This is a genomic window from Burkholderia sp. Ac-20365, from assembly GCF_017104715.1.
GTDB lineage: Bacteria > Pseudomonadota > Gammaproteobacteria > Burkholderiales > Burkholderiaceae > Paraburkholderia.
On sequence record NZ_JAAGPI010000006.1, the window covers coordinates 85,130 to 107,521 of the forward strand.

At 63.1% G+C, this 22,392-nt stretch carries 14 protein-coding genes; 7 read left to right on the forward strand and 7 right to left on the reverse strand.

The features are described 5' to 3' along the window. Positions 1–9: 9 nt before the first annotated feature. From G3O01_RS13320 to G3O01_RS13335, 4 genes are all read left to right on the forward strand, one after another. Positions 10–846 (forward strand): sugar phosphate isomerase/epimerase, encoded by an 837-nt coding sequence (locus G3O01_RS13320; RefSeq protein ID WP_205805721.1) that lies wholly within the window; start codon positions 10–12, stop codon positions 844–846. Positions 847–968: 122 nt separating this feature from the next. Further along, positions 969–2,366, forward strand: coding sequence for an MFS transporter (locus tag G3O01_RS13325; protein ID WP_205805293.1), 1,398 nt, complete (start codon positions 969–971; stop codon positions 2,364–2,366). Positions 2,367–2,465: 99 nt separating this feature from the next. Next, complete coding sequence (locus G3O01_RS13330; protein WP_205805295.1) at positions 2,466–3,326, forward strand: IclR family transcriptional regulator; 861 nt, start codon at positions 2,466–2,468, stop codon at positions 3,324–3,326. A 108-nt stretch (positions 3,327–3,434) separates the two neighbouring features. Next, complete coding sequence (locus tag G3O01_RS13335) at positions 3,435–3,893, forward strand: hypothetical protein (protein WP_205805296.1); 459 nt, start codon at positions 3,435–3,437, stop codon at positions 3,891–3,893. A 60-nt stretch (positions 3,894–3,953) separates the two neighbouring features. On the opposite strand, the gene G3O01_RS13340 is transcribed toward G3O01_RS13335, so the two are convergent. From G3O01_RS13340 to G3O01_RS13355, 4 genes are all read right to left on the reverse strand, one after another. Continuing rightward, positions 3,954–4,859, reverse strand: coding sequence for a hypothetical protein (locus G3O01_RS13340; protein ID WP_205805297.1), 906 nt, complete (start codon positions 4,857–4,859; stop codon positions 3,954–3,956). A 216-nt stretch (positions 4,860–5,075) separates the two neighbouring features. Beyond that, entirely contained in the window at positions 5,076–6,101 is a 1,026-nt protein-coding gene (locus G3O01_RS13345; protein WP_205805298.1) for a hypothetical protein, read from the reverse strand. A gap of 119 nt (positions 6,102–6,220) precedes the next feature. Beyond that, positions 6,221–8,014 carry an MltA domain-containing protein gene (locus G3O01_RS13350; RefSeq protein WP_205805299.1) on the reverse strand — a complete coding sequence of 598 codons (1,794 nt, stop codon included), beginning with the start codon at positions 8,012–8,014 and terminating at the stop codon, positions 6,221–6,223. A 39-nt stretch (positions 8,015–8,053) separates the two neighbouring features. Next, positions 8,054–10,132, reverse strand: a complete 2,079-nt coding sequence (locus tag G3O01_RS13355) for a serine/threonine-protein kinase (RefSeq protein WP_346779179.1) — start codon at positions 10,130–10,132, stop codon at positions 8,054–8,056. A 393-nt stretch (positions 10,133–10,525) separates the two neighbouring features. On the opposite strand from G3O01_RS13355, the gene G3O01_RS13360 reads away from it, so the two are divergent. The 3 genes from G3O01_RS13360 (at position 10,526) to G3O01_RS13370 (ending at position 18,225) form a co-directional block, all read left to right on the forward strand. Further along, on the forward strand, positions 10,526–12,676 hold the full coding sequence (locus tag G3O01_RS13360) for a CHAT domain-containing protein (protein WP_205805301.1): 2,151 nt from the start codon (positions 10,526–10,528) through the stop codon (positions 12,674–12,676). An 8-nt stretch (positions 12,677–12,684) separates the two neighbouring features. Next, on the forward strand, positions 12,685–14,361 hold the full coding sequence (locus G3O01_RS13365) for a ShlB/FhaC/HecB family hemolysin secretion/activation protein (protein ID WP_205805303.1): 1,677 nt from the start codon (positions 12,685–12,687) through the stop codon (positions 14,359–14,361). A gap of 126 nt (positions 14,362–14,487) precedes the next feature. Next, positions 14,488–18,225 carry a filamentous hemagglutinin N-terminal domain-containing protein gene (locus tag G3O01_RS13370; RefSeq protein WP_205805305.1) on the forward strand — a complete coding sequence of 1,246 codons (3,738 nt, stop codon included), beginning with the start codon at positions 14,488–14,490 and terminating at the stop codon, positions 18,223–18,225. Here the strand turns inward: G3O01_RS13370 and G3O01_RS13375 are convergent. The 3 genes from G3O01_RS13375 to G3O01_RS13385 are packed head-to-tail and all read right to left on the reverse strand — an operon-like array spanning position 18,222 to position 21,877. Continuing rightward, positions 18,222–20,336, reverse strand: coding sequence for a tetratricopeptide repeat protein (locus tag G3O01_RS13375; protein ID WP_205805308.1), 2,115 nt, complete (start codon positions 20,334–20,336; stop codon positions 18,222–18,224). The genes G3O01_RS13370 and G3O01_RS13375 overlap by 4 nt on opposite strands. A gap of 45 nt (positions 20,337–20,381) precedes the next feature. Continuing rightward, the gene (locus tag G3O01_RS13380) at positions 20,382–21,170 is read right to left on the reverse strand and encodes a protein phosphatase 2C domain-containing protein (protein ID WP_205805310.1); all 789 of its coding nucleotides are present in this window, start codon (positions 21,168–21,170) and stop codon (positions 20,382–20,384) included. Further along, complete coding sequence (locus G3O01_RS13385) at positions 21,146–21,877, reverse strand: hypothetical protein (RefSeq protein WP_205805312.1); 732 nt, start codon at positions 21,875–21,877, stop codon at positions 21,146–21,148. Before G3O01_RS13385 ends, G3O01_RS13380 begins: the two co-directional genes overlap by 25 nt. Between the last annotated feature and the right edge of the window lie 515 nt (positions 21,878–22,392).

The window sequence follows — 22,392 nt, forward strand, 5'->3', positions numbered from 1 at the left end:
GGAGACATGATGACTCAGGCTCATGCGCGCGCGCTGTCGCTGTCGGCGCTGACCGTGCTGGAACTGACGCCGCCGCAGATGGTGCAATGCGCGGCCGACGCAGGCTACGACCTCGTCGGCTTGCGTCTGCTGCCCGCGACCGATCACGAAGTGCGGCACGAAATCGTCGGCGATACCGCGCTCAAGCGCGAGACGCTCGCGGTGTTGAAGGGCACGGGTATGCGCGTGCTCGATGTCGAGATCATGCGGCTCAAGCCGGAGACCGACGTGACGTCGTACAAGCCCATGCTCGAAACAGCCGCCGAACTCGGCGCGCGCTTCGCGCTCGTGGCGGGCAATGATCCGGACGAAGCGCGCACGGCGGATCGTCTTGCACAGTTGTGCGATATCGCCGCGCCGCTCGGCATCACGCCTTCGCTCGAACCGATGCCGTGGACAGAGGTGAAGAACATCGCGCAGGGCGCGCGCATTGTCGCGGCGAGCGGAAAGCGCAACACGGGCCTCATCATCGATCCGATTCACTTCGATCGTGCAGCTGATTCGCTCGACGCGTTGCGCGCGTTGCCGCGCGACTACTTCGGCTATGTGCAGTTCTGCGACGCACCCGCCGAGCGTCCGACCGATCTCGATACGCTGCTGTATCAGGCGCGTTGCGAACGGATGATTCCGGGCGAGGGCGGTCTCGATCTGGCTGGCATTCTGCGCGCGTTGCCGGACCACTTGCCTGTGAGCGTCGAAGTGCCGACGCAGCGTTGGGCTGAAACTACGCGTGCCGTCGATCGTGCCCGACGCTTGCATGAAGCGACACGTGCTGTGATCGAACAGGCGTACGCGACAGCGACCTGATTTCCAGCACGCCAATGTGATGTCCGGCCTTTTTAGCGTCGCCGTGCAAAAAGAACGGCGGCGAGCGGCCGGCATCTTTCTGAACGAACACATAACAAGAACAAATCATCCGGAGACACCCGATGACCTTCTCGCAGGCGGCCAAACGGTCCGCTCAAGGAACGGCTGCGCGCGGCGAACGCGCGCTCGACGTTCAGCAATTCCTCGACGATCAGCCGATCGGACGCTTCCAGCTTCTCGTGCTGCTGATGTGCATGCTGATCGTGATGCTCGACGGACTCGATACGGTGATGATCGGCTTCATCGCGCCGTCGCTTTCCACTGCATGGGCGATCCCGCGCGATGCGCTCGGTCCCGTGATGAGCGGCGGCCTGCTCGGTCTTGCCTTCGGCGCGCTCGGCGCCGGGCCGATGTCGGATCGCTTCGGCCGCAAGACCGTGATGACGACCGCCGTGCTTTTCTTTGGCGTGTGGAGTCTCGCATCGGCGTTCGCGACGGATGTCGCCTCGCTGACGGTGCTGCGCTTTCTGACGGGTATCGGCCTCGGGGCATCGATGCCGAATGCCGCGACGCTGATGGCCGAATATGCGCCGCCGCATCGCCGTTCGTTGATGGTGACGATCGTGTTTTGCGGCTTCACGTTCGGCGCGGCAGGTGGCGGCTTCGTCAGCGCGTGGCTGATTACCGCGTACGGATGGCATTCGGTGCTGCTGCTCGGCGGCGTGCTGCCCATTCTGTATGTGCCCGTGCTGATCAAATGGCTGCCGGAATCGGCGCGCTATCTGGCGTTGAAGGAGAGCCGCCGCATGCGTCTCGTCGATGTGCTCAATCGTCTGAAGCCGGGTAGCGCCGACGGCACCACGCGTTTCATCTCGCACGAACCGGAGCGCGCGGAACGCAGCCCCGTGCGCGCGATTCTTTCGCGCGACCATGCGTTCGGCACCGTGATGCTGTGGATCTGCTACTTCGCTGGTTTGCTCACCGTGTATCTGCTCGGCAACTGGCTGCCGACGCTGATTCGCGGAATCGGCTTCACGCTCGCCGAAGCGGCGGTGGTCGGCGCGCTGTTCCAGGCGGGCGGCACGGTCGGCTCGGTGCTGATCGGCTGGCAGATGGACCGCTTCAATCCGCATCGCGCGCTGGGGTTGACCGTGTTCGCGGGCGGCGTGCTGGCGTGGTACATGGGGTCGTCGGCACATACCTTCAGCATGATCTGCGTGCTCGCGTTCGGCATGGGTTATTGCATGAACGGGTCGAATACGGGCTTTTGCGCGCTCGCGGCGGGTTCCTACCCGACGTCCATGCGCGCGACGGGCACGAGCTGGATGCTCGGCGTCGGCCGCTTTGGCGGGATCGCGGGCGCGATGCTCGGCGCGTCGATGCTGCATGCGAACTGGAGTTTCGGCGAAGTGTTCATGGCGTTGGCGGTGCCTGCCGCGGTCGGCGCGGCGGGCGTGTTGCTGAAGGGCGCGCGGCACAACGGGCCGGTTGCGCAGGTCAGCGTGAGCGCGGGGCACTGACGAGGAACCCACCTTCGGTCGGGGACATACGAAACTGCTTGAATTCCACTATGGAATCGTGTTCTCATTTGCCCACGGCAAATTGAATGAGAGTGCAATATGGCAGGCAATCTGGAGCGGGCGCTGGCGGTGCTCGAACTGTTGGCGAAGAACGGCGGCCGCATGACGCTCGCGGCCATCGCCGACACGCTGAACATTCCGCGCAGCGGCACGCACCGTCTGCTGTCGATGCTGATCGACGAAGGCTTCGTGCGCCAGGACGAGGATCACGGCGAATACACGCTCGCGCTGAAGCTGGTGTCGCTGGGGTTGATCTATCTGTCGACGAGCGGCGTGGCCGATATCTCGCAACCGGTGCTCGACCGGCTCGCGGAAAGCTCGGGTGAACTGGCGCGTCTGGGCGTGGTCGAGGACGAACACATCACGTTCGTCGGCAAGGCGCAGGGCGCGAAGTCGGGCTTGCGTTACGACCCGGACATGGGCAGCCAGCCACCGCTTCATTGCACGGCGAGCGGACAGGCGTGGCTATCCACGCTCTCCGACGAGCGTGCAATCGAACTGGTATCGAAGCAGGGTGGGCTCGGTCCGAAATCGGCCAACGCGCCGCGTGCGCCGAAGACCATCCAGCAGTTCCTGAAAGATCTGAACGGCGCGCGGCAACGCGGCTACGGGGTGGCGATCGAAACCTATGAGGCGGGCATGACGTCGATTGCCGCACCTGTGCGAAATCCGGTGACCGCTGAGGTCGTGGGTATCGTGAGTCTCGCGGGGCCGACAAGCCGGCTGCCGGAGTCGCGTCTGAAGGAGCTTGCGCCGTTGCTGTTGAGCGCTGCGTCGGACATGGGTGCGGCCACGCTCAGTTCGTCGCTGTTCAAGCATTCGCCGGCACGCGAGACAGCGCCGGCGGAGTCGACGTCAGTAGCGAAGAAACGTGCGTCGGTCAGGCCGAAGGTGAAGTAGACGTTGGCGGGCGTCGAACGAGCCTCGGGTTCAGCCGGATTCTTTCGCGAATGATTGCCGGCGAACTATACTCGGTCGACGTATACCTCGAATTTCAGGGGCGACCGCATGACATCCATGCCCATCTGGTTTTCGCAATTGCGATGGCACGCTCCGGCGATTCCCGTTACGCACTTCGTCGCGAACATGATCAGCCGGGACGTGATTCCGCCCGGCGCGGGCATCTATATTTTTTCGACCAATGACCAGCCCTTATCGGCCGGCAATGTCGTCTACGTCGGAAAGGCGGATGGTGCGCGACAGACGCTTCAGCGGCGCCTTGGTGTGTATTTTCGACGATTCGCGCGGCCCGGTGGCAACCCCAGCAAGCATGCCGGACTCGAACTGCTGAACAAGATGTATCAGGCAGCGCCCAACGCACTCTATGTGCGTTGGGCGGGCTGTGTGGTTGCGAGAGAGATCGAGGGTGATCTGATCTGGATCTTCGATCCCGTTTGCAATTCAAAAGACGAGCACCGCAGCGGATACGATGAAGATACCCTGATCCCCGCCGAGTATCTTTATTAGCGGATTGCGCGTGCACTGCTGGCTCGTATCCGGATACCGCGGGAGCAGTTCATCCACGCACTAAAACGTGGCGTGGGTCATCAGCGACTCCACTCTCTTCCAGAGTCTTCTGGCCGCCCAGGCGTAGCTATCTGCGTTCGTGATCCAGGCTTCGTTTTGCATCACGTTGAACGTGGATGGATATGCCAGTACCTTTTTCGGACCGTTTTTGACCATCACGTAGATCGGCCCTTTGGGTTCATTCTGACGTTCGATAGTCGGCTGGAAGCCTTGCCGAACGCCATCGGCAAGTGAATCGGATGATGCTGTCTTGCTGAATGTGCTGGACTTGTAGCAGACATCCGTGGTGTGCGCCCACTTGTGCGATGCCTCGTGAACGATGGTCAATGCAACCATATCCATATCCACGTTGCTATCCTTGAACCATTCGTAGTTCAAGTGGATGTCTTCGGCCAATGCACTGTCGGGCTCGCCAGCATACTTTCGCGCCTCTTCTTTGAATTTATCCCATTGCCAGTGTCGTTCGCCTACATCGGCAAAGAAATGACTCAGCGCTTTGTTGGCATTGTGATTGACCTTGACGAACGCGTGCTCGAACGATTTTTCCGTACGTGGTTGGGCATAGGCATAAAGAGAATATCCGCCTACCAGACCCGTTTGCATTGCGCGATAGACGGCGACAATGCGATTGACGATCTGCTCGTATCTGCCGACGTTGGGGTTCAGCGTGAAGTACTTGGTCAGCGTGTTTTGTACTTCCACATTGGCGGGTGTGGCTTTTTTCGTTGGTTCCACCACGGCGAATCGCTGGATCATCTGAATCGCGGCGGCTGTCATGATAGGGGCAGTGCGAACCGCCTGTTTGAGTTTTGCCTCAATTTCGGGCGTGATTTTTTCTCGCGGCAAAGTGCCGCTCACGCCTTCGTGCATCGACACATTTTTCTTCAATTCGATATTCCACGGCATGTCACACCACCTGTTGGAGACGGTTAACAATTAGTCGGCTTTCCGGTGTGCGACATATCCAGCGACGTGTCGCGCGGAGTGAGTTTCTGCAGCAATACGAGGGTAGTGCATAGCTCGAATCACAGCCAGTGATATTGGCGCGGCAAGCGGTACCTCGATGAACCGCTTGCAGTACGCGCATCAATGCTGACATGCGATGTGACGCTCCTACTCCGCTCACGTGTCCTCGTGTTTCTCGTGGTCGACGGGCAGTGCATATTTTGGATTGAAGGCGCTCGGTTTCGATAAGTGAAAATCTCGTACCGTATGAGGCGGAATCTGGTTCTTCGCGGCTTCGGACACAGTATTTTTCACCGACTCGTAGAGCTTGTTATTGGCTTTGCCATACTTTACCTGCAGCTTCTTCGCCCGTGCGGCGGCATAGTTCGCCCAGAGTTTGACGTCGGCAGCCGTGCCGGTTGGTATGCACCACGGCGGCGGTACGCGTTTGAAATCCTTGAAGAACACGACATGCTTTTCCAGGTAGTCCCAGTTGCGGAAGATCTCCCGGATCTCCGATGTGCAGACGGGGACCTTCTGCTTGACGGACTTGCCATCTTCATCTCTGAGGCTGAGCGCGTCGCGTCTCACAACCGCGGAAAGGTTCATGTCGTCCAGCGAATAGGCAATCTTGATGCCGTCTTTGATGGAGTCGTAGATCAGAAACTTGCACGCACGACGCACAGCAAAATTTCTGAGGCTACCCGTCATCTTCTTCAGATCGATTGAACTTTCCTTTATGCCCATATTGTCTTTTCTCACCCCCCACTTGAGGTGAGCGTCGTCTGGCGACGCCTTGAGACCGAGTACGGAAGTCTCGAACCGGGTACCGAACGCAGCCCTGTCTGCTTCGCGTACTGGATCTTTCGGCGCGAGGTCAGCGGTGCGATTCAGCGTGAAGCCGCCGATCTGCCCGACGACATTGCCTTGTTTATTGAAGTCGATGAAATAGTTGGAGACGTGTTTCGTGACCGATTTGTCGGTCGCCGTTTTTATACTGTCTTCCTTGATTTCAACCTGCTTTGCCTTAAAGGCTTCCTCCGCCAGCAACGCAATCGCGAGATAGTTGCGCTGCGGTTCGTCCATGCCGTAAATGATGAACTGACCGGTTAGCATGGCGAGAAAGTGATCGGAATCGAAGTCGCGCTTTCCGCTTTTCAGAATCGCGTTGATTGCTGAGATATGTGTGCTTGTGACCTTCATGATGATCTCCAGCTAAAGGTTCACTACGTTTGCGTCAAGGCCGTTCACGTGCGACAAAACAACGGTCACATTCCATCTGATATCAGCGAAACCTGCGTCTCGTAGCGCGCTACCAGACCTCAAGGCGTATCGTCGACACACAATTCTGGATCGCTAACGACGCAATCGGCACTCGGCGCCGCCGCGCCACCGCCCCGCGTTTTCAGCGCGGCATCTCTCGCGGAGATGGGCAGCCCTTTCGGCAATAGCACCCACATCCGTATGCGTTCCTTCGTTCGGCTCGCCTGCGTCTGCGCGTTCTGCCCGAAGCCATAGAAATAGTCCGCTCTCACCGCGCCCTGAATCGCACCGCCGGAGTCCTGCGCCATCATCAACCGGTCGATTGCGCCGGGGGCTTGCGGATCGTCGCGCGTCGAGACGAAGACGGGCGCGCCGAGCGGCGTGGTGCGCGGATCGACAGCCACGGAGCGGCCTGCCGATAACGGCACGCCGAGCGCGCCGACAGGGCCATTCGGCGAATCGGGAATCAGCCTGAAGAACACATAGCTGGGGTCCGATATGGCGAACACGCGCTTGACGGGAGCGTTGTTTGCCACTGCGCCGCCCGTCTTCGAAGCACCGGGTCCATTCGATGTCGTGCCTGCCAGGCTGCCGGTGGAAGCGGGACGTACGGCGGGTGTCACCGGGTCGCCGCTTTGCGGTGTGGCTGAAGCGAGTTTGAAGCCGCGCAGCAGCGGCGACACGGGTTCATCGTCGTCCTGCGAGCGTGTGGCCGGGACTCCGCCGACGGCATCTCCCACCGTCTGTGCAGTGGCGTTGCCTGTCGACGACTCATCCTGAACGTCGATCTCGACATCCATGCCGCGCACGGTGATCCGCTGCCCGCCGCCATTCGTGCGCGCGACAGGCGGCAGGAATGGCCGGCCATTCTGTTCCGCGTAGGCGAAGCGGCGCACCGTGCCGTCACGCATGCGCACCTTGCCGGCGCCTTGCACCTGCATCGAGTACAGCATCACAGGGTCGTCGACGTACGCGAGAATCGGCGCCTTGAGCGCGCCGCGCTCGATCTCCGCGCGCGTGTAGTACGGCACGATGCGGTCGTGATCGAGCCGCAGGCGGATCTTCTTGTCGCGTATGTCCGGCACGCTGTCGCGCAGGTCGAGCACGTAGACACCTTTCGCGCTCCCCGGCGTGGCGTCGGCGACGGGAACGACTGCACGGCCTTCGATGCGCGCGGCGCTCGTCGAACCGCGCGCGCTGTCCGGCAGGCGTCGGCTATCGAGGTACAGCATGTCGTCGGGCGTGCCGTAGACGGGGTAGAGGAAGGCGCCGCCATATTGCTGGCTGCCATTGAGCAGAGGCTCGTAGTAGCCAGTCAGCGTGCCGTCGCCGCTCTTGTCGGTATTGCGGATCTGGTAAGCGTTGAAGTACGTCTCGAAGAACTGGCGGATGGCGGCCGCATTGCCCGCATCGACCGTGCGCGACGCCGCGCACGGTTCCGACCAGCCGGCCCGCGAGCCGAGTACCGCGCAACTGCGTTTGAACGCGTCCCACGAGCCGCTCAAGTCGTCGATGCTCCAGCCAGGCAGATCGGCGAAGCGCGCCGACGCGTAATACGCGTGACGCGTCGCGAAGGCAATGCTGTTGCTTGCGTTGCTTGCAGCGGGAGCAGGCGAGACGGCCACGATGGGTGACGTGACGCGGGCCGCGTCAGTCTGTGCGGATGGCGTTGACACCGCGGGCGTTGGCACAGCAGGCGTGGGCACGGCTGACGCCACTTGCGCTACCGGCTGGATCGACGCCGGGGCTGGCTGTCCGCCCGCCGGCCCGAAGGTCGTCGTCGATGCAGGCTGGCTGCTTGCGCAACCGGCGAGCGCCACGATCAGACCGAGCTTCCAGGCTACGTTGTGCATGCCGCCTCCTCGTCGCCGATGTGCGGACAACCCTGTCCGCTACGTCGACGGACCGACAACGTTGATTGTGAAAGTTGACGCGCCGAACGTGTCCGGACATTGGCTCGCGCTTGCCGCGCATTGCGGCTTGCCGGCGAACGGTGACGTGCTGCCGGTGCGGCGGGTCGCGGCGGCGCGCTGCGCGTCTGCCGGAAAATCCGCGAACACCGATTCGCTGTGCAGCCCGCCGTCTGAAAAGTCACGCGGCGCCGATGAGACCATCACGAGAAAATGGTTCGGACCCGCCGGTGTGCCCGCCATCATCGGCCAGCTCGCGCGCGGCAACGAAAGCGTCTGTCCCGCGGCAATGGCGTTGTTCTTGTCGAGTCCATTCGGAAACAGCATCAGATATTGCCCGGCAGGATCGACCATGAACACGTACACGTATCCCGCGCGATTGCTGCCGACCCTGAATTGCAGATGATCCTTGTTGATCCGCGCGGTCGTGCTGCGCGACGTAGCCGTCACGCGGATCGATGGATCGCCGAGAGCGACGATCCGGTCGAGTTCGCCGTCGGGCGTGTACGGCGGTAGCTCCGGTGCTGCGGGTGCGGTCGGTGCGGCGGGTTGTGCGGTGTTCGCAGTCGTGGTCGGCGGGGCGCTTGCAGGCGCACGTGCCGACGGCGCCTCGATGACGGTGCTGGCCGCCTGCGGCGCAGGCGGCGTTCCGGTCTGCGCGTGATCCGCGCCCGGCGCCGTCGAATGATCGCGGGCGGTGACGGGCGGCGCGATCGTCGTCGAGGGCCGCAAGGCAAACCAGCCGCCGAGCGCCGCCAGCGCAACGACGACTGCGCCAGCCGCTATCCATGTGGCGCGCCGGCTTGCGCCATGCGATACGTTGTCCGGGCCGGACGGTGCTTTGGCGCCAGTGCCGGACGTGGCCGGGTTGTTGGAAGCTGCCGCGCCCGTACGAAGCGCGCTGCCTGTTGCGGATGCCGCCGTGCCAGCACTCGCGGCACTCGCGGCACTCGCGGCAGGTGCAGCCGCACGCAGCGACGCCATCGCAACGGCCTCGTCATGCGCGCCATCCTGGCCACCCAGCGCGAGGCCCAATTCCGCCGCCAGCGCCTGCACGTTTTGCGGCCGCTCTTCGGGCTTGACAGCGAGCGCGTGATCGATCGCCTGCAGGAAGGTTGCCGAATAGCGGCCAGCCGCCTGCGTCGCGAGCGGCACGTAGCTGTCGCTCATCATCCGGCTGACCGAGGGCGGCGGCGTCTTGCCGACGATCGCGAAGTAGACGACGGCCGCGAGCGCATAGATGTCGGTCCACGGTCCCTGCTTGAGCGTTTCGATTTCCGCGTACTGCTCGATGGGCGCGTAACCGGGCTTCAGGATCACGGTTAGCGCCTGCGTCATGTCGCCGATCACGCGTCTCGCCGCGCCGAAGTCGAGCAGCAATGGTCGCCCGCTGTCTTTCAGCAGCAGTATGTTGTCCGGCGCAATGTCGCGGTGGTAGCACTGCGCACGATGCATCACATCGAGCGCGCTGATGAGCGATGTCAGCAGCGTGCGCAGCCACGTTTCGTCGGGCGGCGCCTGCTTCGCTCGCAGCGCATCGCGCAGCGTCACGCCTTCGTAGTACGGCATCACCATGTAGGCGGTGCGGTTTGCCTCCCAGAACCGGTAGACCTTGACGAGCGAGTGATGATCGAACTGCGCAAGCAGCCGCGCTTCGTTGACGAAGCTTTTCAGGCCCGCGCGGAAGGTTTCTTCGTGGCGCTCGGAGCGCACCGAGACTTCGGCACGGCTGCCGCGTGAAGCCAGCGCGGATGGCATGTATTCCTTGAGCGCGACATTGCGGCCCAATTGCGTGTCGTAGGCGAGATAGACGATGCCGAAGCCGCCTTCGCCGACCAATCCCCTGATTTCGAATTCCGCGACCCGCGTGCCGGTCGGCAACGCGTGATGCGAGTCGCCGCCTGCGGATACGGACGGCATGATGGTCGCGCTATCTGCGTCACCGGTGCTATCCGCGCCTGCCGTCCCGGCCGGGATCGACCGGCTGTCGGGCTCGGGCTCGGGCGGTTGTGACACGATTACCGTCTTGTCGTCGTGGCTGGTCATCAGGACGTGATCCACAGGAAAGTCCAGTCGAGAGGCGCTGCGAACGAGCATGCAGCATCCTCACGCGCACGCGTGTATCTACTAGACGAATCACGCGATCGTTTTTGAAGCGGTTGCCAGTTCGTCGACGCTGTCAATGCATGTGCCGATGCCTCTGGCGTGCGGCGAAGATTTCAAAATGACCTGCTCACAATCGTTTCTTTATAAAGAGTTGCAGGTAGCTCCAGTGGCGCTCGCTCTGGCCCGCATGCCCTCGCAGTCACAACGGCTCTCCCGTCGCGTTTATCGACCGTCCAGCAGGAAGACGATGTGAACGAACGCATACGATTCCCGATGTCCTGCAGGGCGCGCACCGCGAGGCGTGGAGTGCAAGGCGGCGCTACGCGCTGGCGTGGCGGGGCGCAGCGCATGCTGGGTATCGTCGTGCTTGCCGGCTGGGCAACGTTCAGTCTGGACGGCGGCGCATTCGCGGCAACAGCGGCCGCACCTGCCGCATCTGCCAGCGGCGTGGCGCCAGGTCTCGCGCCTGAATCGGCGGGCTTTCGACAGGCGGCCGAGCGCGAACGCGATGCCGAAACACTGCAATCGTTGACCTCCGAAGGACGTTTGCTGCTTTCGCGCGATCGCGTCACGCTGCCTGCCTACGATTACTGCAGCATGGCCGTATCGGCAGCCGAGCGCGGCGACTTCCGTGACAGCGTCGAGGCAGCAGCCCGTGCGCTGGTGATGGCGCAACGGACCGACAACGCCGATCTGGCCGCGCTCTCCAAACGCGATCTCGCGATCGCCTACAGCTACGCCGGCGATCTCGACGACGCCGAACGTTATGCCACCGAGGCATTGGCCTCGACCCCCAAAGCGCCCGAACAGGTATTCGCGCCCGCCAACAAGGTGCTGGGCGATGTCGCGCTGCGCCGCGGCCACCCGCAAGACGCACTGGACGCATACAAGCGTGCGCTCGACACAGCGTCGCCGCGCTACCGTCCGCTGGTGCTGCTGTCCGTGACGAACGCGCAGATTGCCGCGGGCGACACGGCTGGTGCGCGCAAGACCTTTGACGCCGCGAGTCCCGCGCCGAGCGCGGACCTCGCGCCGCAATACCGGCGTATCGAAGGCAATCTGCTGCTCGCCGAAGGCAAGCCCCGCGAGGCGCTGCTGGCGTTCACCACGCTGCTGTCGGAGAGCGGCGGAAGCGACGCGAATTACGACCGTCTGTGGGCGCACGAGGGCATCGGCCGCGCCGATCTCGCGCTCGGTGAGCGAGCGAGGGCGCGTGAAGCGTACCTGCTGGCCGTGGACGATTCGGAGAAAATCCGCGCACGCTTTCGCAGCGAAGAGTTCAAGACGGGTCTCTTCGGCGACACGCAGTCCGTGTTCGAAATGGCCATCGCGCTGACGGTCGAAGTGGGCGACTATGCATCGGCATGGAATCTGTCCGAGCGCAGCCGCGCGCGTGCGCTGCTCGATGTGGTGCGCAATCGCGTCGATGCCGGCGTGGACGACCGCCAGCTGAACGGCAACGTGCCGGGCCTCGACGTGGTGCGCAACGGCTTGAAGCCGAACGAGACGCTCGTCGAATATCACAGCCTCGAGAAGGCGATTATCGTGTGGGTGATCCGCAACGAAGGGCTAAAAGGCTACACGCTGCCGATCGCACGCGCCGACATGGATACGGCCGTCACGGATTTCCGCAATGCCATCGTGCGCCGCCGGCCGACTGCGATCACGTATGGCGACAAGCTCTACGCGCTGCTGATCGCGCCACTCGGATTGCGTGCGGATGATCGGCTGATTATCGTTCCGCACGGCGCGCTGCACTATCTGCCGTACCAGGCGTTGCACGGCCCGGACGGCTTCCTGATCCAGCGCCACCCGATCGCACTCGAACCATCGGCGAGCGTCGCGGTGCAGCTTGCCACGCGCGAGCGGCAGGTGGCGAGCAATCTGGTCGCGTTCGGCAATCCGACCATCGCGCCCGCCTATGCACTGCCTGGCGCCGAGGCGGAGGTGCGCGGCATTGCGCCGTTGTTTGCGCGCAATGAAGTGTTTCTGCAATCCAGTGCGACGCGCGTGAGCTTTCGCGAGAATGCGCCCACAGGGCGAGTACTGCATGTCGCCACCCATGCGGAGGCCGACACGATCGACCCGTTGCATTCGCGCATTCTGCTCGCGCCCGCGACGCAGCCGGCCGACGGCCCGGACTCGCTACTCGCGAAAGACATCTATAACCTGAAGCTGAACGACGTGTCGCTCGTCACGCTGTCGGCCTGCGAAACAGGGCTTGGGCGAATCGCGCGCGGCGACGAGATTCTCGGCTTCACGCGCGCTTTCTTTTATGCCGGTGCGACGAGCCTGATCGTGTCGATGTGGCCCGTGGCCGACGAATCCAGCGCGCTGACGATGCGCACCTTCTACTCGCAACTCGCCGACGGCCATGAAGCCATCGACGCGATGCGGACCGCGCAACTCGCGGTGATGCAGAACCCACGCTTTGCACATCCGTTCTTCTGGGCACCATTCGACCTGATGGGAGGCTGGCGCCTGAGCCTTGCGCGCTAAGAAGAACAATGAACAGACTTCGACTGATTGCGGCTGCCTTGGCCTGCAGCGGAACGATCGCGTGGGGCCAGACGCTGCCGAATGCCGGCAGCATCCTGCAGCAAACCGCACCGCGCGACACGCGCCCGGCGCCGCCGGGCGGCGGCCAGGCGCTGCCCGCTGTGCCGCAGGCGGCTGCGCCGCCCGTCACGGCGCCCGGTCCGACGTTCGAGCTCAAAGGCATCACGTTCAAGGGGAACGACTCCATTCCTTCGGAAGATCTGCTTGCACCCGTACGCGACCAGATCGGCAGGCAGATCGGATTTGCGGATCTCGAAACGATTGCCGCCAGGGTGACGCAGGTCTACCGCGCGCGTGGCTATCTGCTCGCCCAGGTGGTGATCCCGCCGCAGGACGTGAGCGCGGGCACGGTTCAATTCACTGTGCTGGAGGGACGCGTCGGCCATGTGCGGCTCGATATCGCGGCAGGCACGCCGATTCGTGAAGACCTGGTGCGTGCGCGCGTTGCGCAGATTCCCGTGGGCAAGCCGCTGCAGCAGCACGATCTGGAGCGCACGATGCTGCTGCTGTCGGACCTGCCCGGCATCCTCGTGACGTCGGCCATCGAAACGGGCAACGAGCCCGGCACGGTCGATCTGACGATCAGCATCGCGCCCGCCAAACGCTGGACGTTTGCGGTCGACCTCGACAACTACGGCGCATCGTCGAGCGGCACCTGGCGTCTGGGCGCGCTGGCACGGCTCAATTCGCCGTTCATGATCGGCGACAACCTCGACGTGCGGGTTCTCGCCAGCGAGCGGCTCGATACCGTGTATGGCCGCATCGGCTACGAGGCGCCTGTCAACGCGTACGGCACGCGCGTGGGTGTCGCGTTGTCTCGGCTCAACTATGCGCTCGGCAAAGAGTTTGCATCGCTCGATGCGCAGGGCGAAGCGACCGTCGCGGACCTGACGGTGACCCAGCCGCTGCTGCGTACCCGCAACCAGAACCTGCTGGCCCGCGCGAACATCGAGTATCGCGACCTGATCGACAACATCGGCGCGGTGGACTCGCACAATCCGCGCTCGCTGGTCGAGGGCAGCATCGGTCTGAGCTACGAGGGCCGCGACACGTTGGTGGGCGGCGGCTTCAACAGTGCGGACGTGGAGCTGCTGATCGGCAGCCTGCATTTCAGGAATGCGGCTAACGAGGAACTGGACGCGTCCGCGTTCGGGCGCAACACCCAGGGCACCGAAATGCGCGCGACGTTTTTCGCGAACCGTCTCAATGCGGTGACGGAGCGCTTCAGCATGTTCGCCGGCATATCGGGGCAGTGGGCCGCGACGACACTCGACAACTCGTCGCGCTTCCTGCTGGGCGGCCCCCATGCGGTGCGCGCCTATTCGCCGTCCGAAGGGCTGGTCGACGAGGGCTTCGTCGCGACGGTCGAAGGACGCTACGCGATCAATTCGAAGGCGACGGTGTTCGGTTTCTTCGATTTCGGCACGGGCTGGTACAACGCGAATTCGCGGCCGAACCAGGGGCCGAACGTGATCACGCGCAGCGGCGTCGGTTTCGGCGGGTACTGGATCGCGCCGGGCGGCATTGCGCTGCAGGGCACGGTTGCGTGGCGCACGACGGGCTCCGACACGTCCGGCGATGACAAGGTGCCGCGCTTTTACGTGCAACTGACGAAGACTTTCTGATGCCTCGGGGAGAGAAGTGATGTTCGTCTCGCGCGCCACGGATTCTTTCGGGAGCCGCCGGCGTCGTGCGAATGGAATCGGTCAGAACGGTTTCAAGCCGGGCTGTGCCCGGCACTGAGGTGTGCGATGAAGAAGCCAATCAAGCTGCGGCCGCGGCGTGCCGGCACCGTCGCCAGTGCGGTGGCGGCGCTGTTCGCGGCGTCGTGCGTGCCGGGCGCGCTGGCGAATCCGACGGGCGCCCAGGTGGTGTCGGGAGCAGTGAGCGTCAACACGCCCAGCGCGGGGCAGATGAACATCACGCAGAACACGCCGAAAGCGATCGTCAACTGGAACACGTTTTCGATCGGCGCGAACGAAGGCGTGACGATCGTCCAGCCTTCGTCATCGGCGGCGCTGCTCAACCGCGTGATGGGCAACAACCCGAGCACGATCGCGGGGCAACTGCGTGCCAACGGCAAGGTGTTCATCGTCAATCCCGCCGGCGTGATCTTTGCACCGGGTTCGTCGGTGAATGTCGGGTCGCTGGTCGCGTCGACCCTCAATATTTCGAACGCAGATTTTCTGGCCGGCAACTTTCGCTTCGTCGGCAACTCGGTTGCGCCCGTCAGCAACGCCGGCACATTGGTCGCGGGGACAGGCGGCACCATTGTGCTGCTTGGCGGCAGTGTCAGCAATTCGGGCACGGTGAGTGCGCGCCTGGGGACGGTCGCGCTTGGCGCGGGCAACGACATCACGGTGGACTTTGCCGGCGACGGATTGACCACGCTGAAGATCAACGAAGGCGCTGCGCATGCGTTGATCGGCAACACCGGCACGCTGGCCGCCGATGGCGGACTGGTGGTGATGAGCGCGCAGACGGCCGATGCACTGGCGGCGGTCGTCATCAACCAGCAGGGAATCATTCGTGCGCAAAGCCTTGCTGAGCGCAACGGCCGTATCGTGCTCGACGGCGGCGCGACGGGTGTGGCGATGGTCGGCGGCACGCTCGATGCGACGGGCGGTGCGGGGCGGTCAGGCGGCCAGGTCGATGTGACAGGCTACGACGTCGCGCTCACGGATGGCGCACGGATCGACGCGAGCGGCGCGGCGGGCGGTGGCGTCGTGCGCTTCGGCGGCGGCGCGGCAGGCGGCGACACCGATATCCGCAACGCGAACGCGGTGTGGATGTCGCCGACAGCCGGCATTCACGCCGATGCGCTCGCCAACGGCAGCGGCGGCCATGTGGTCGTGTTCAGCACGGCCGCGAGCCGTCTGTATGGGACGCTGACAGCCAGAGGCGGCGCGCAGGGCGGCGACGGCGGGCTGATCGAAACGTCGGGTCACTACCTCGATACCAGCGGGCTGAAGGTCGATGCCTCGGCGCCGCACGGACAAGGCGGCAAGTGGCTGCTCGATCCATTCGACGTCTATATCGTGAACGGCGAAACGGCCGATGTCGCGACGGCGGACGTACCGGCAACCCCGCCGTCGTCCATCACCTTCACGGCAACCAGCAACGACACGTTCCTGTTCGAGTCCGACATTGAAACGCCGCTCAACAACGGCACGTCGGTGACGATCTCGACGGGAACGGGCGGGGCGCAACTGGGCAACATCTACATTGAATCGCTGATCACGAAGTCGGTTGCCTCGACCAACGTTCCAACGCTCACGTTCAGTGCCGCAGGCTCGATTATTCTCGATGATCAGAGCATCACCGCGACGGCGGGTTCGCTCAACCTGGTGTTTGCGGCGAACCAGTCGCAGGCGGCGACCGGCGCCAACTCCGTCACGATCAACGGCACGCTCGCCACCAATGGCGGCAGCGTGGCAATCGGTGCGGGTCTGGATGGCAAGTCCAACGATGGCATACGGGTCAACATCGACGGCGCGATCGATACGAGCGTCACTGCGCCGGGCGGCGTCGATAACGGCACGGTGACGCTACGCGGCACGGGAACGCCGGGCAGCGTGACGTCGGCGGTCAACCTCGGAAGCGGGACGACGATCACGACCGGCAGCGGCGCAATCGATATCCAGGTCAATCAGGGCACGGTACCCGCGAGCGGCTCGGGCTTCCCCGGCCTCGAACTCGACGGCGTGACGCTGACCACCGGCTCTGGCGCGATCAGGCTCTACGGCGCGGCCGCTGGGCCGACGAACTTCTGCGACACCTTCGCGAACCAGGGTATCGACATACTCGATTCGACGATCAGCACGCAAAGCGGTTCGATCGATATCCGTGGCGTCTATACGGGGTCCGGCACGGCCGCACAGAATGCCAACGGAATCGGCGTGAGCATCGCGGATTCGAAAATTCAGGCAACGGGACCGGGTACGTCGGTCTCGATCGCCGGATCGACCGACCAGGCGTTGCCCGGCGTGCGGATCACCGGGGACTGCGCGGGCTGCACGCTCATCTCGGCCGGAACGGGCGGCAACGTCACACTGCGCGCGATGAACGACAACACCGCCACGAGCCTGTTGATCCAGGGAGTCGGTACGACGGGCCTGATTGCTTCCAATGGCGGTACGTTGACGATTCTTCCCGGCGGCGTGAACTCGCAGACATTCGCTTTCACCAGCGGCGATGCGTTGCCGATTGGACTCTTCGTGACCGTGCCGGGTCTCAGTATCGACGAGGCAACGTTCTACGGGCAGTTCAGTGGCTTCCAGAACATCGTGCTAGGCAGCACGACCCAGACCGGCAAGATTACGGTTGGCGGCGCGGGATGTGACGGGAGTCCCTGCACGCAGACACCCGTCTTCAGCACGAACCTGACGCTGGCCAATCCGGGCACCGGCAGCCAGGGCATTGCGATGAACGCAGGCATGTCGATGCCGGGCCATACCTTGACCTTGTCGTCGGCCGGACCTGTCACCGATCCTGGCGGGATTCAGGCAGCGAGCCTGCTGCTCGCCGGCCCCGGCAATTTCACACTGACCGATCCGCAGAACAATGTCGGTGTGCTCGCGATGGTCAATGCGGGCAACGTGAACTTCACGAATTCGCAAGGTTTCGCGATCGGACCCGTGACCGGCCAGATCTATGATTCGGGCACCGGCCAGCTGACCACGTTGAACGGCACGAATTCGACACTCACGGGGAATCTGGTGGCACAGGCCACGACCGGCAACGTTGCGCTCAACAGCAGCCTGACTGCGGGTGGCACGGTCGATCTTGTCGCGGAGAACGGGCTCTTCAATGCAGGCACTGCGGGCGCGCTGAGCGCGACCAATGGCTGGCGGATCTGGGCTAGCACGTGGACGGGTGAAACGCGCGGCAACGTGCAGCCCAACACGGCGCAGCCCAACTTCTACGGATGCACATTCGGTGCGGGTTGCAGTTGGGGCGGCACAGTCTCCACGACGGGCGATCACTATGTGTACATCGCGCGGCCGACCGTGACGGTGAGCGCGAACGGCGCGACGCGCGTCGCCGGCGCACCGAACCCGGCTTTCACGTTTACCGTCAGCGGACTGATCAATGGCGACACGGCGAGCGGCACGCTGACGGGATCGCTGACGACCCCGGCCAACGGCAGTTCGCAGCCGGGCCAATATCCGATCAATCCGAACTTCGCGTCGAGCGTCGGTTATATCGTCGATGAAGTGCCGGGCACACTGACTGTCGTTCCTGTGATCAATCCCGTCGCCAATGCGGGCTTGCAATCGTTCTTCAGCAACGAGCAGCAGACGTTCGTCTACGAGAACAACCTGCAAGGCACCAACATCTGCATCGGCTCGAACCAGCCGATTTTCAGCACGGCGCCGCCGGGCGACAATCAGGATCTGCTTGCAGTCGAATGGAAACGTGTGCGCTCGCAACCAAATCTGAATAGTTGCATGTTGCTGAACAGTCAGCACGGGTGTGGCGATTTCTAGGTTTCGTGATGGCTCGCTTTTTGCGCAGACGGCGGACCGTCGCCGCTGACGTAGCGTTGCCACATCGCGTGGAATGCTGCGTCGAGACTGCGTGCAAAACGCGGCGCGTCGCCCAGCGGAGAGTTTAGCATTCGTGCGCGCAACGTTCCGCGCAAGTGCGCCAGCGCTGTGCGATCGTTCGAGAAGGCGACGGCCTTCTCCACGTACGCCTGTCTGTCCGGCGCGATCCATTCTTCGAGTCCGACCGTGTGCAGCATGCTTTCGCAGATATGCATGACGAAGCGGTCGCCTGTGAGACAGAGCACGGGCACACCCATCCATAGCGCTTCGGCCGTCGTCGTGCCGGCGGAATACGGATAGGGACTGAGCGCGATATCGACGCGGTTATAGGCGGCAAAGTATTGATCTCGCGGCGATTCGCCTTCCAGCGTCAGGCGCTGCGGCGCTATGTCATGTGCAGCGAATTTGCGGGCAATCGCTTGCTGGATGTCGTGTGCTTCGAGTTCGCGCGCTTTCAGAAACAGACGGGAGCGAGGTATCGCGTGTAGCAGTTGCGACCAGAGCGCGACAACGTCGTCGGTGACCTTGGTGAGCTTTCCGAAAAAGCCGAACGTGACCGTGCCTGTTGCGAACATGGGTGGCGGCGCGGCCTCGACATCATAGGGCGGCGGTGTGAAGCACAAGTAGCTGTCGGGCAGGCGCCACGGCTGTTCGACGAAGTGACTTTCTTCGCTTGCGGGCAGCACGTGACGGTCGCCGATGACGTAATCGATCGCCTCGCATCCCGTCGTCGCGAAGAAGCCAATCCAGCTCGCCTGCACGGGCGCAGGCTTCCAGCAGAACATGGGCAGTCCGGACCATGCGGTGTGACCGGCCAGATCGATCAATATATCGATGTTGTCGGCGAGAACGCGCTGCGCCGCGGACCCGGTGTCGAGCGCCACCAGGCTGTGCCACGCGCTGAAGTGCGTCTTGAGTCTCGCGCTGACCTCGTCTTCGGCGGGATGCGTTGCATACGCGACCGGTTCGATGCGGGCCCGGTCGATGTGCGCGAGCACGTTCTCCAGAAAGATGCCCACGGGATGCTGCCGCAGATCGGGTGACACAAAACCCACCCGCAGCGGGCGACCCGCGGCATGAGCGGCCCGCTGCTGCCGGTCGTGATGAAACGGACGCGCCCGGCTGGCCATCACACGGCCATAGTGCCGTGCATCGTTCAGAAACTGCGCGGGGGTCACGTGAGGCGAACCGGCTGAGCAAAACAGCAGCCGCTGAAGCGCCAGGGTCGCTGCGTGAGGATCGCGTTCATGGGCCGCGCGATAGGCGTCGATCGCTCCGTCCATGTCGCCCTGCGCGCGCAGAATATCGCCCAGACACACATACATCGATGCATTGGGCGCGCATGTCTGCATCGCGCGACGGCAATGCGTCAGCGCCTCGCCATACTGTTTCTGCTTGAGCAGGACCAGCGACAGGTTGTGATGGATAGCGGAATCGGGCGGATCGAGTTCGACTGCGCGCCGGTAACACGCGACGGCCGCAGCAAGGTCGTCGAGCCCCTGGTACGCATTGCCCAGATTGTTGTGCGCCTGCGCGAGTGCAGGGGCGAGTTCCACCGCCCTCTGTGCGGTACTCACCGCAAGCGCATACGACTTCTGACGACGGAATACGGCGGACAGATTGACGTAAGCCTGCGCGAAATCCGGGCGTAATGCGATGGCATGGCGATAACTGGCCGCCGCTGCTTCAAGCTCGCCCGTGTCTCTCAGCGCGTTACCCAGATTGTTGTGCGCTTCGGCATAGTCCGGCCGCAGCGCGAGCGCGCGCCGGTGCTGCGCGATTGCCTGGCCGGGCCGCCCGCGTTCGCGCAACACGATGCCCAGATCGTTGCAACACACCGCATCGGGGCGCACCGTCAGCGACTGTTCCATCAGTGCAATGCCCGCTTCGTGTTGCCCGGTCTGACAGGCGAGCAGCCCAAGCCGATGCAGTGCATCCGGTTGTCGAGGCTGCGCCTGCAGTATCTGCCCGTAAAGCGCCTTTGCCTCGGCAAGCCGGCCAGCCCGGTGATGGTCGAGGGCGGCGTCGAGCCGCTGTTCGGTATCGTTCATATCGCCCGGTGATTGCACGGATAGCGCCCTATGTGTCGATGCAGATCAACCGGGCTTCAGTATCGTCGACGCCATGTCGTCCGGATCGACGATCCACACGGCCAGTGCACTGAAGTTGTCATGGCTTGCGGGCGCGAGCGCATGCACGCGCGCCGCGAGTGCGCCGAGCCACGCATCCGGGGTCGCGGCGTCGCCGAGCGCCTCGCTCATATAGGTTTCGTCGACGTATTCCCACAAGCCGTCGCTGCACAGCAGGAATGCGTCGCGATCGAGCAGACCGTACGTGCCTTCGACGCCGTCGATTTCCAGCTCGCCAGTTGTGCCGAGCGCGGCGAGCAACACATTGCGGCGCGGATGACGACGCGCCTGGCCCGGTGTGATCAGGCGCGCGTCGATCATCTCCTGAACGAGACTGTGGTCGCGCGTTTGCACGCTGACCTGCCCGCCGCGAAAACAGTAAAGTCGCGAATCGCCGCAATGCGCCCATGCCGCGGTGCGCAGTTCGCAGTCGATCGCGAGCAGCACGACGGTCGAGCGCATGTCTTTCAACGCGACATCGCCGTGCGCCTGTTCTTCCAGAATATTCGCGTTCGCATTCTCAATCGCTCTGACGAGGCGTTGGCCAGTCGGCGGCAATTCTGCAACCGTCAGGTAGCGCAAGTCCGCGAGTACGCTGTTGACGACGATTGCCGATGCGGTATCGCCGCCGCCGTGTCCGCCCGCGCCGTCCGCGAGCACGCAGTAGTAAAGGCGCTCGCTCGACCAGTCGCCTATCGCGTCCTCGTTGCGCTGCCGGCCGCCGCGATCGCTCAGGCTTGCTGTGGCAAGTCGCACAGGAAGCCTCTGGCCGGACCGGGCTCAGCCGACGGTGCGCGCGATTGTTCGGAGAGGATGCCCAGTACGATCAGGATCGCGACGCGGTTCTCCGCGGCAATGTCGATGCCAAGCGTATGGCTGATCCACTCGCCGATACTCGTTGCGGCGAAGTCGGCTGGCAAAGAGCCTTTTTTGAGCGTCACGCCGAGCTTTCGGGCGCGATAGTGATACGACGCAATCCCATAGCGGGCTGCGATCTGCGACAGTCCGCCCTTTTCGTTCGACAGCCAGCCCAGACTTCCCGACAGTAGCAACCAGTCGGGATCGTCGAGTCCCGCGATGAAGCGCGCGGCAGACTCACGCACGGTTTGCTCGTCGAGCCCGTACTGGATCAGCGCGGAGCCAACGGGATCGCTTTGCGCGGCCGCCTGCTGCTCGACTTCGGCCAGCACGCTTTCATCGTCGAACGATACGTTGCGTTGATGCGCGGCATTACGCAGGCAATCGATCAGGTAGCGGCGAAAGTACGCGCACACCGCATGACCGCTCGATGGCGCGCTGTGCAATGGAAACGCTTCCGGGTGCGGATTTGCGGCTTCGAGGCGGAAAACCTTGAAGTAGATGAACTGCGAAATGAGTTCTTCCTTGTCTTCGCCTAGCGCCTGTAGTTCGAATGGATGGTATCCCTGCAACGCATGGCGCACGACCCTGTAGATCGAAGCCATCTCTTCGTGATTCAGAGATGTGCGTCGTTGCCACAGGTCAGGTAACGCACTGTCGCACGCGCACTCGGCTGCGTGTGCGCTTTCAATGTGTGTCACATGTCACCCCGCATGATGAGCACAGCGTCACGCTGTGCGGATTCACTTCCCGATGTTCGATACGTGTCAGTTCGTTTGAAGCAGGGGATGCCGGAATGCGGCTACGACTATCGGCACGCTGTTATCGGGCGTGACCGGGAGAACCTGATTTTCGCCTAAACACTGCGAAAAGCAACGCTTTAGGTATTGCACATTGAACGACAAAAGCTATATGAGGGTTTACCTTGCGGCATTCGATTTCAATACGTTTTCATTTTGGTAAACCCGATACGTTTACCAGTGACAATGATCTCGATTGGTGAGTAATTCGTCATCAATGAACAGAGCGTGACACTGTGTGAACAATGATCAGAAAGTACTGTATATCGTCATCTAACTGTTTTTTTAAGGCACTTAAGAAGTATTGTATGGAGCAGTTT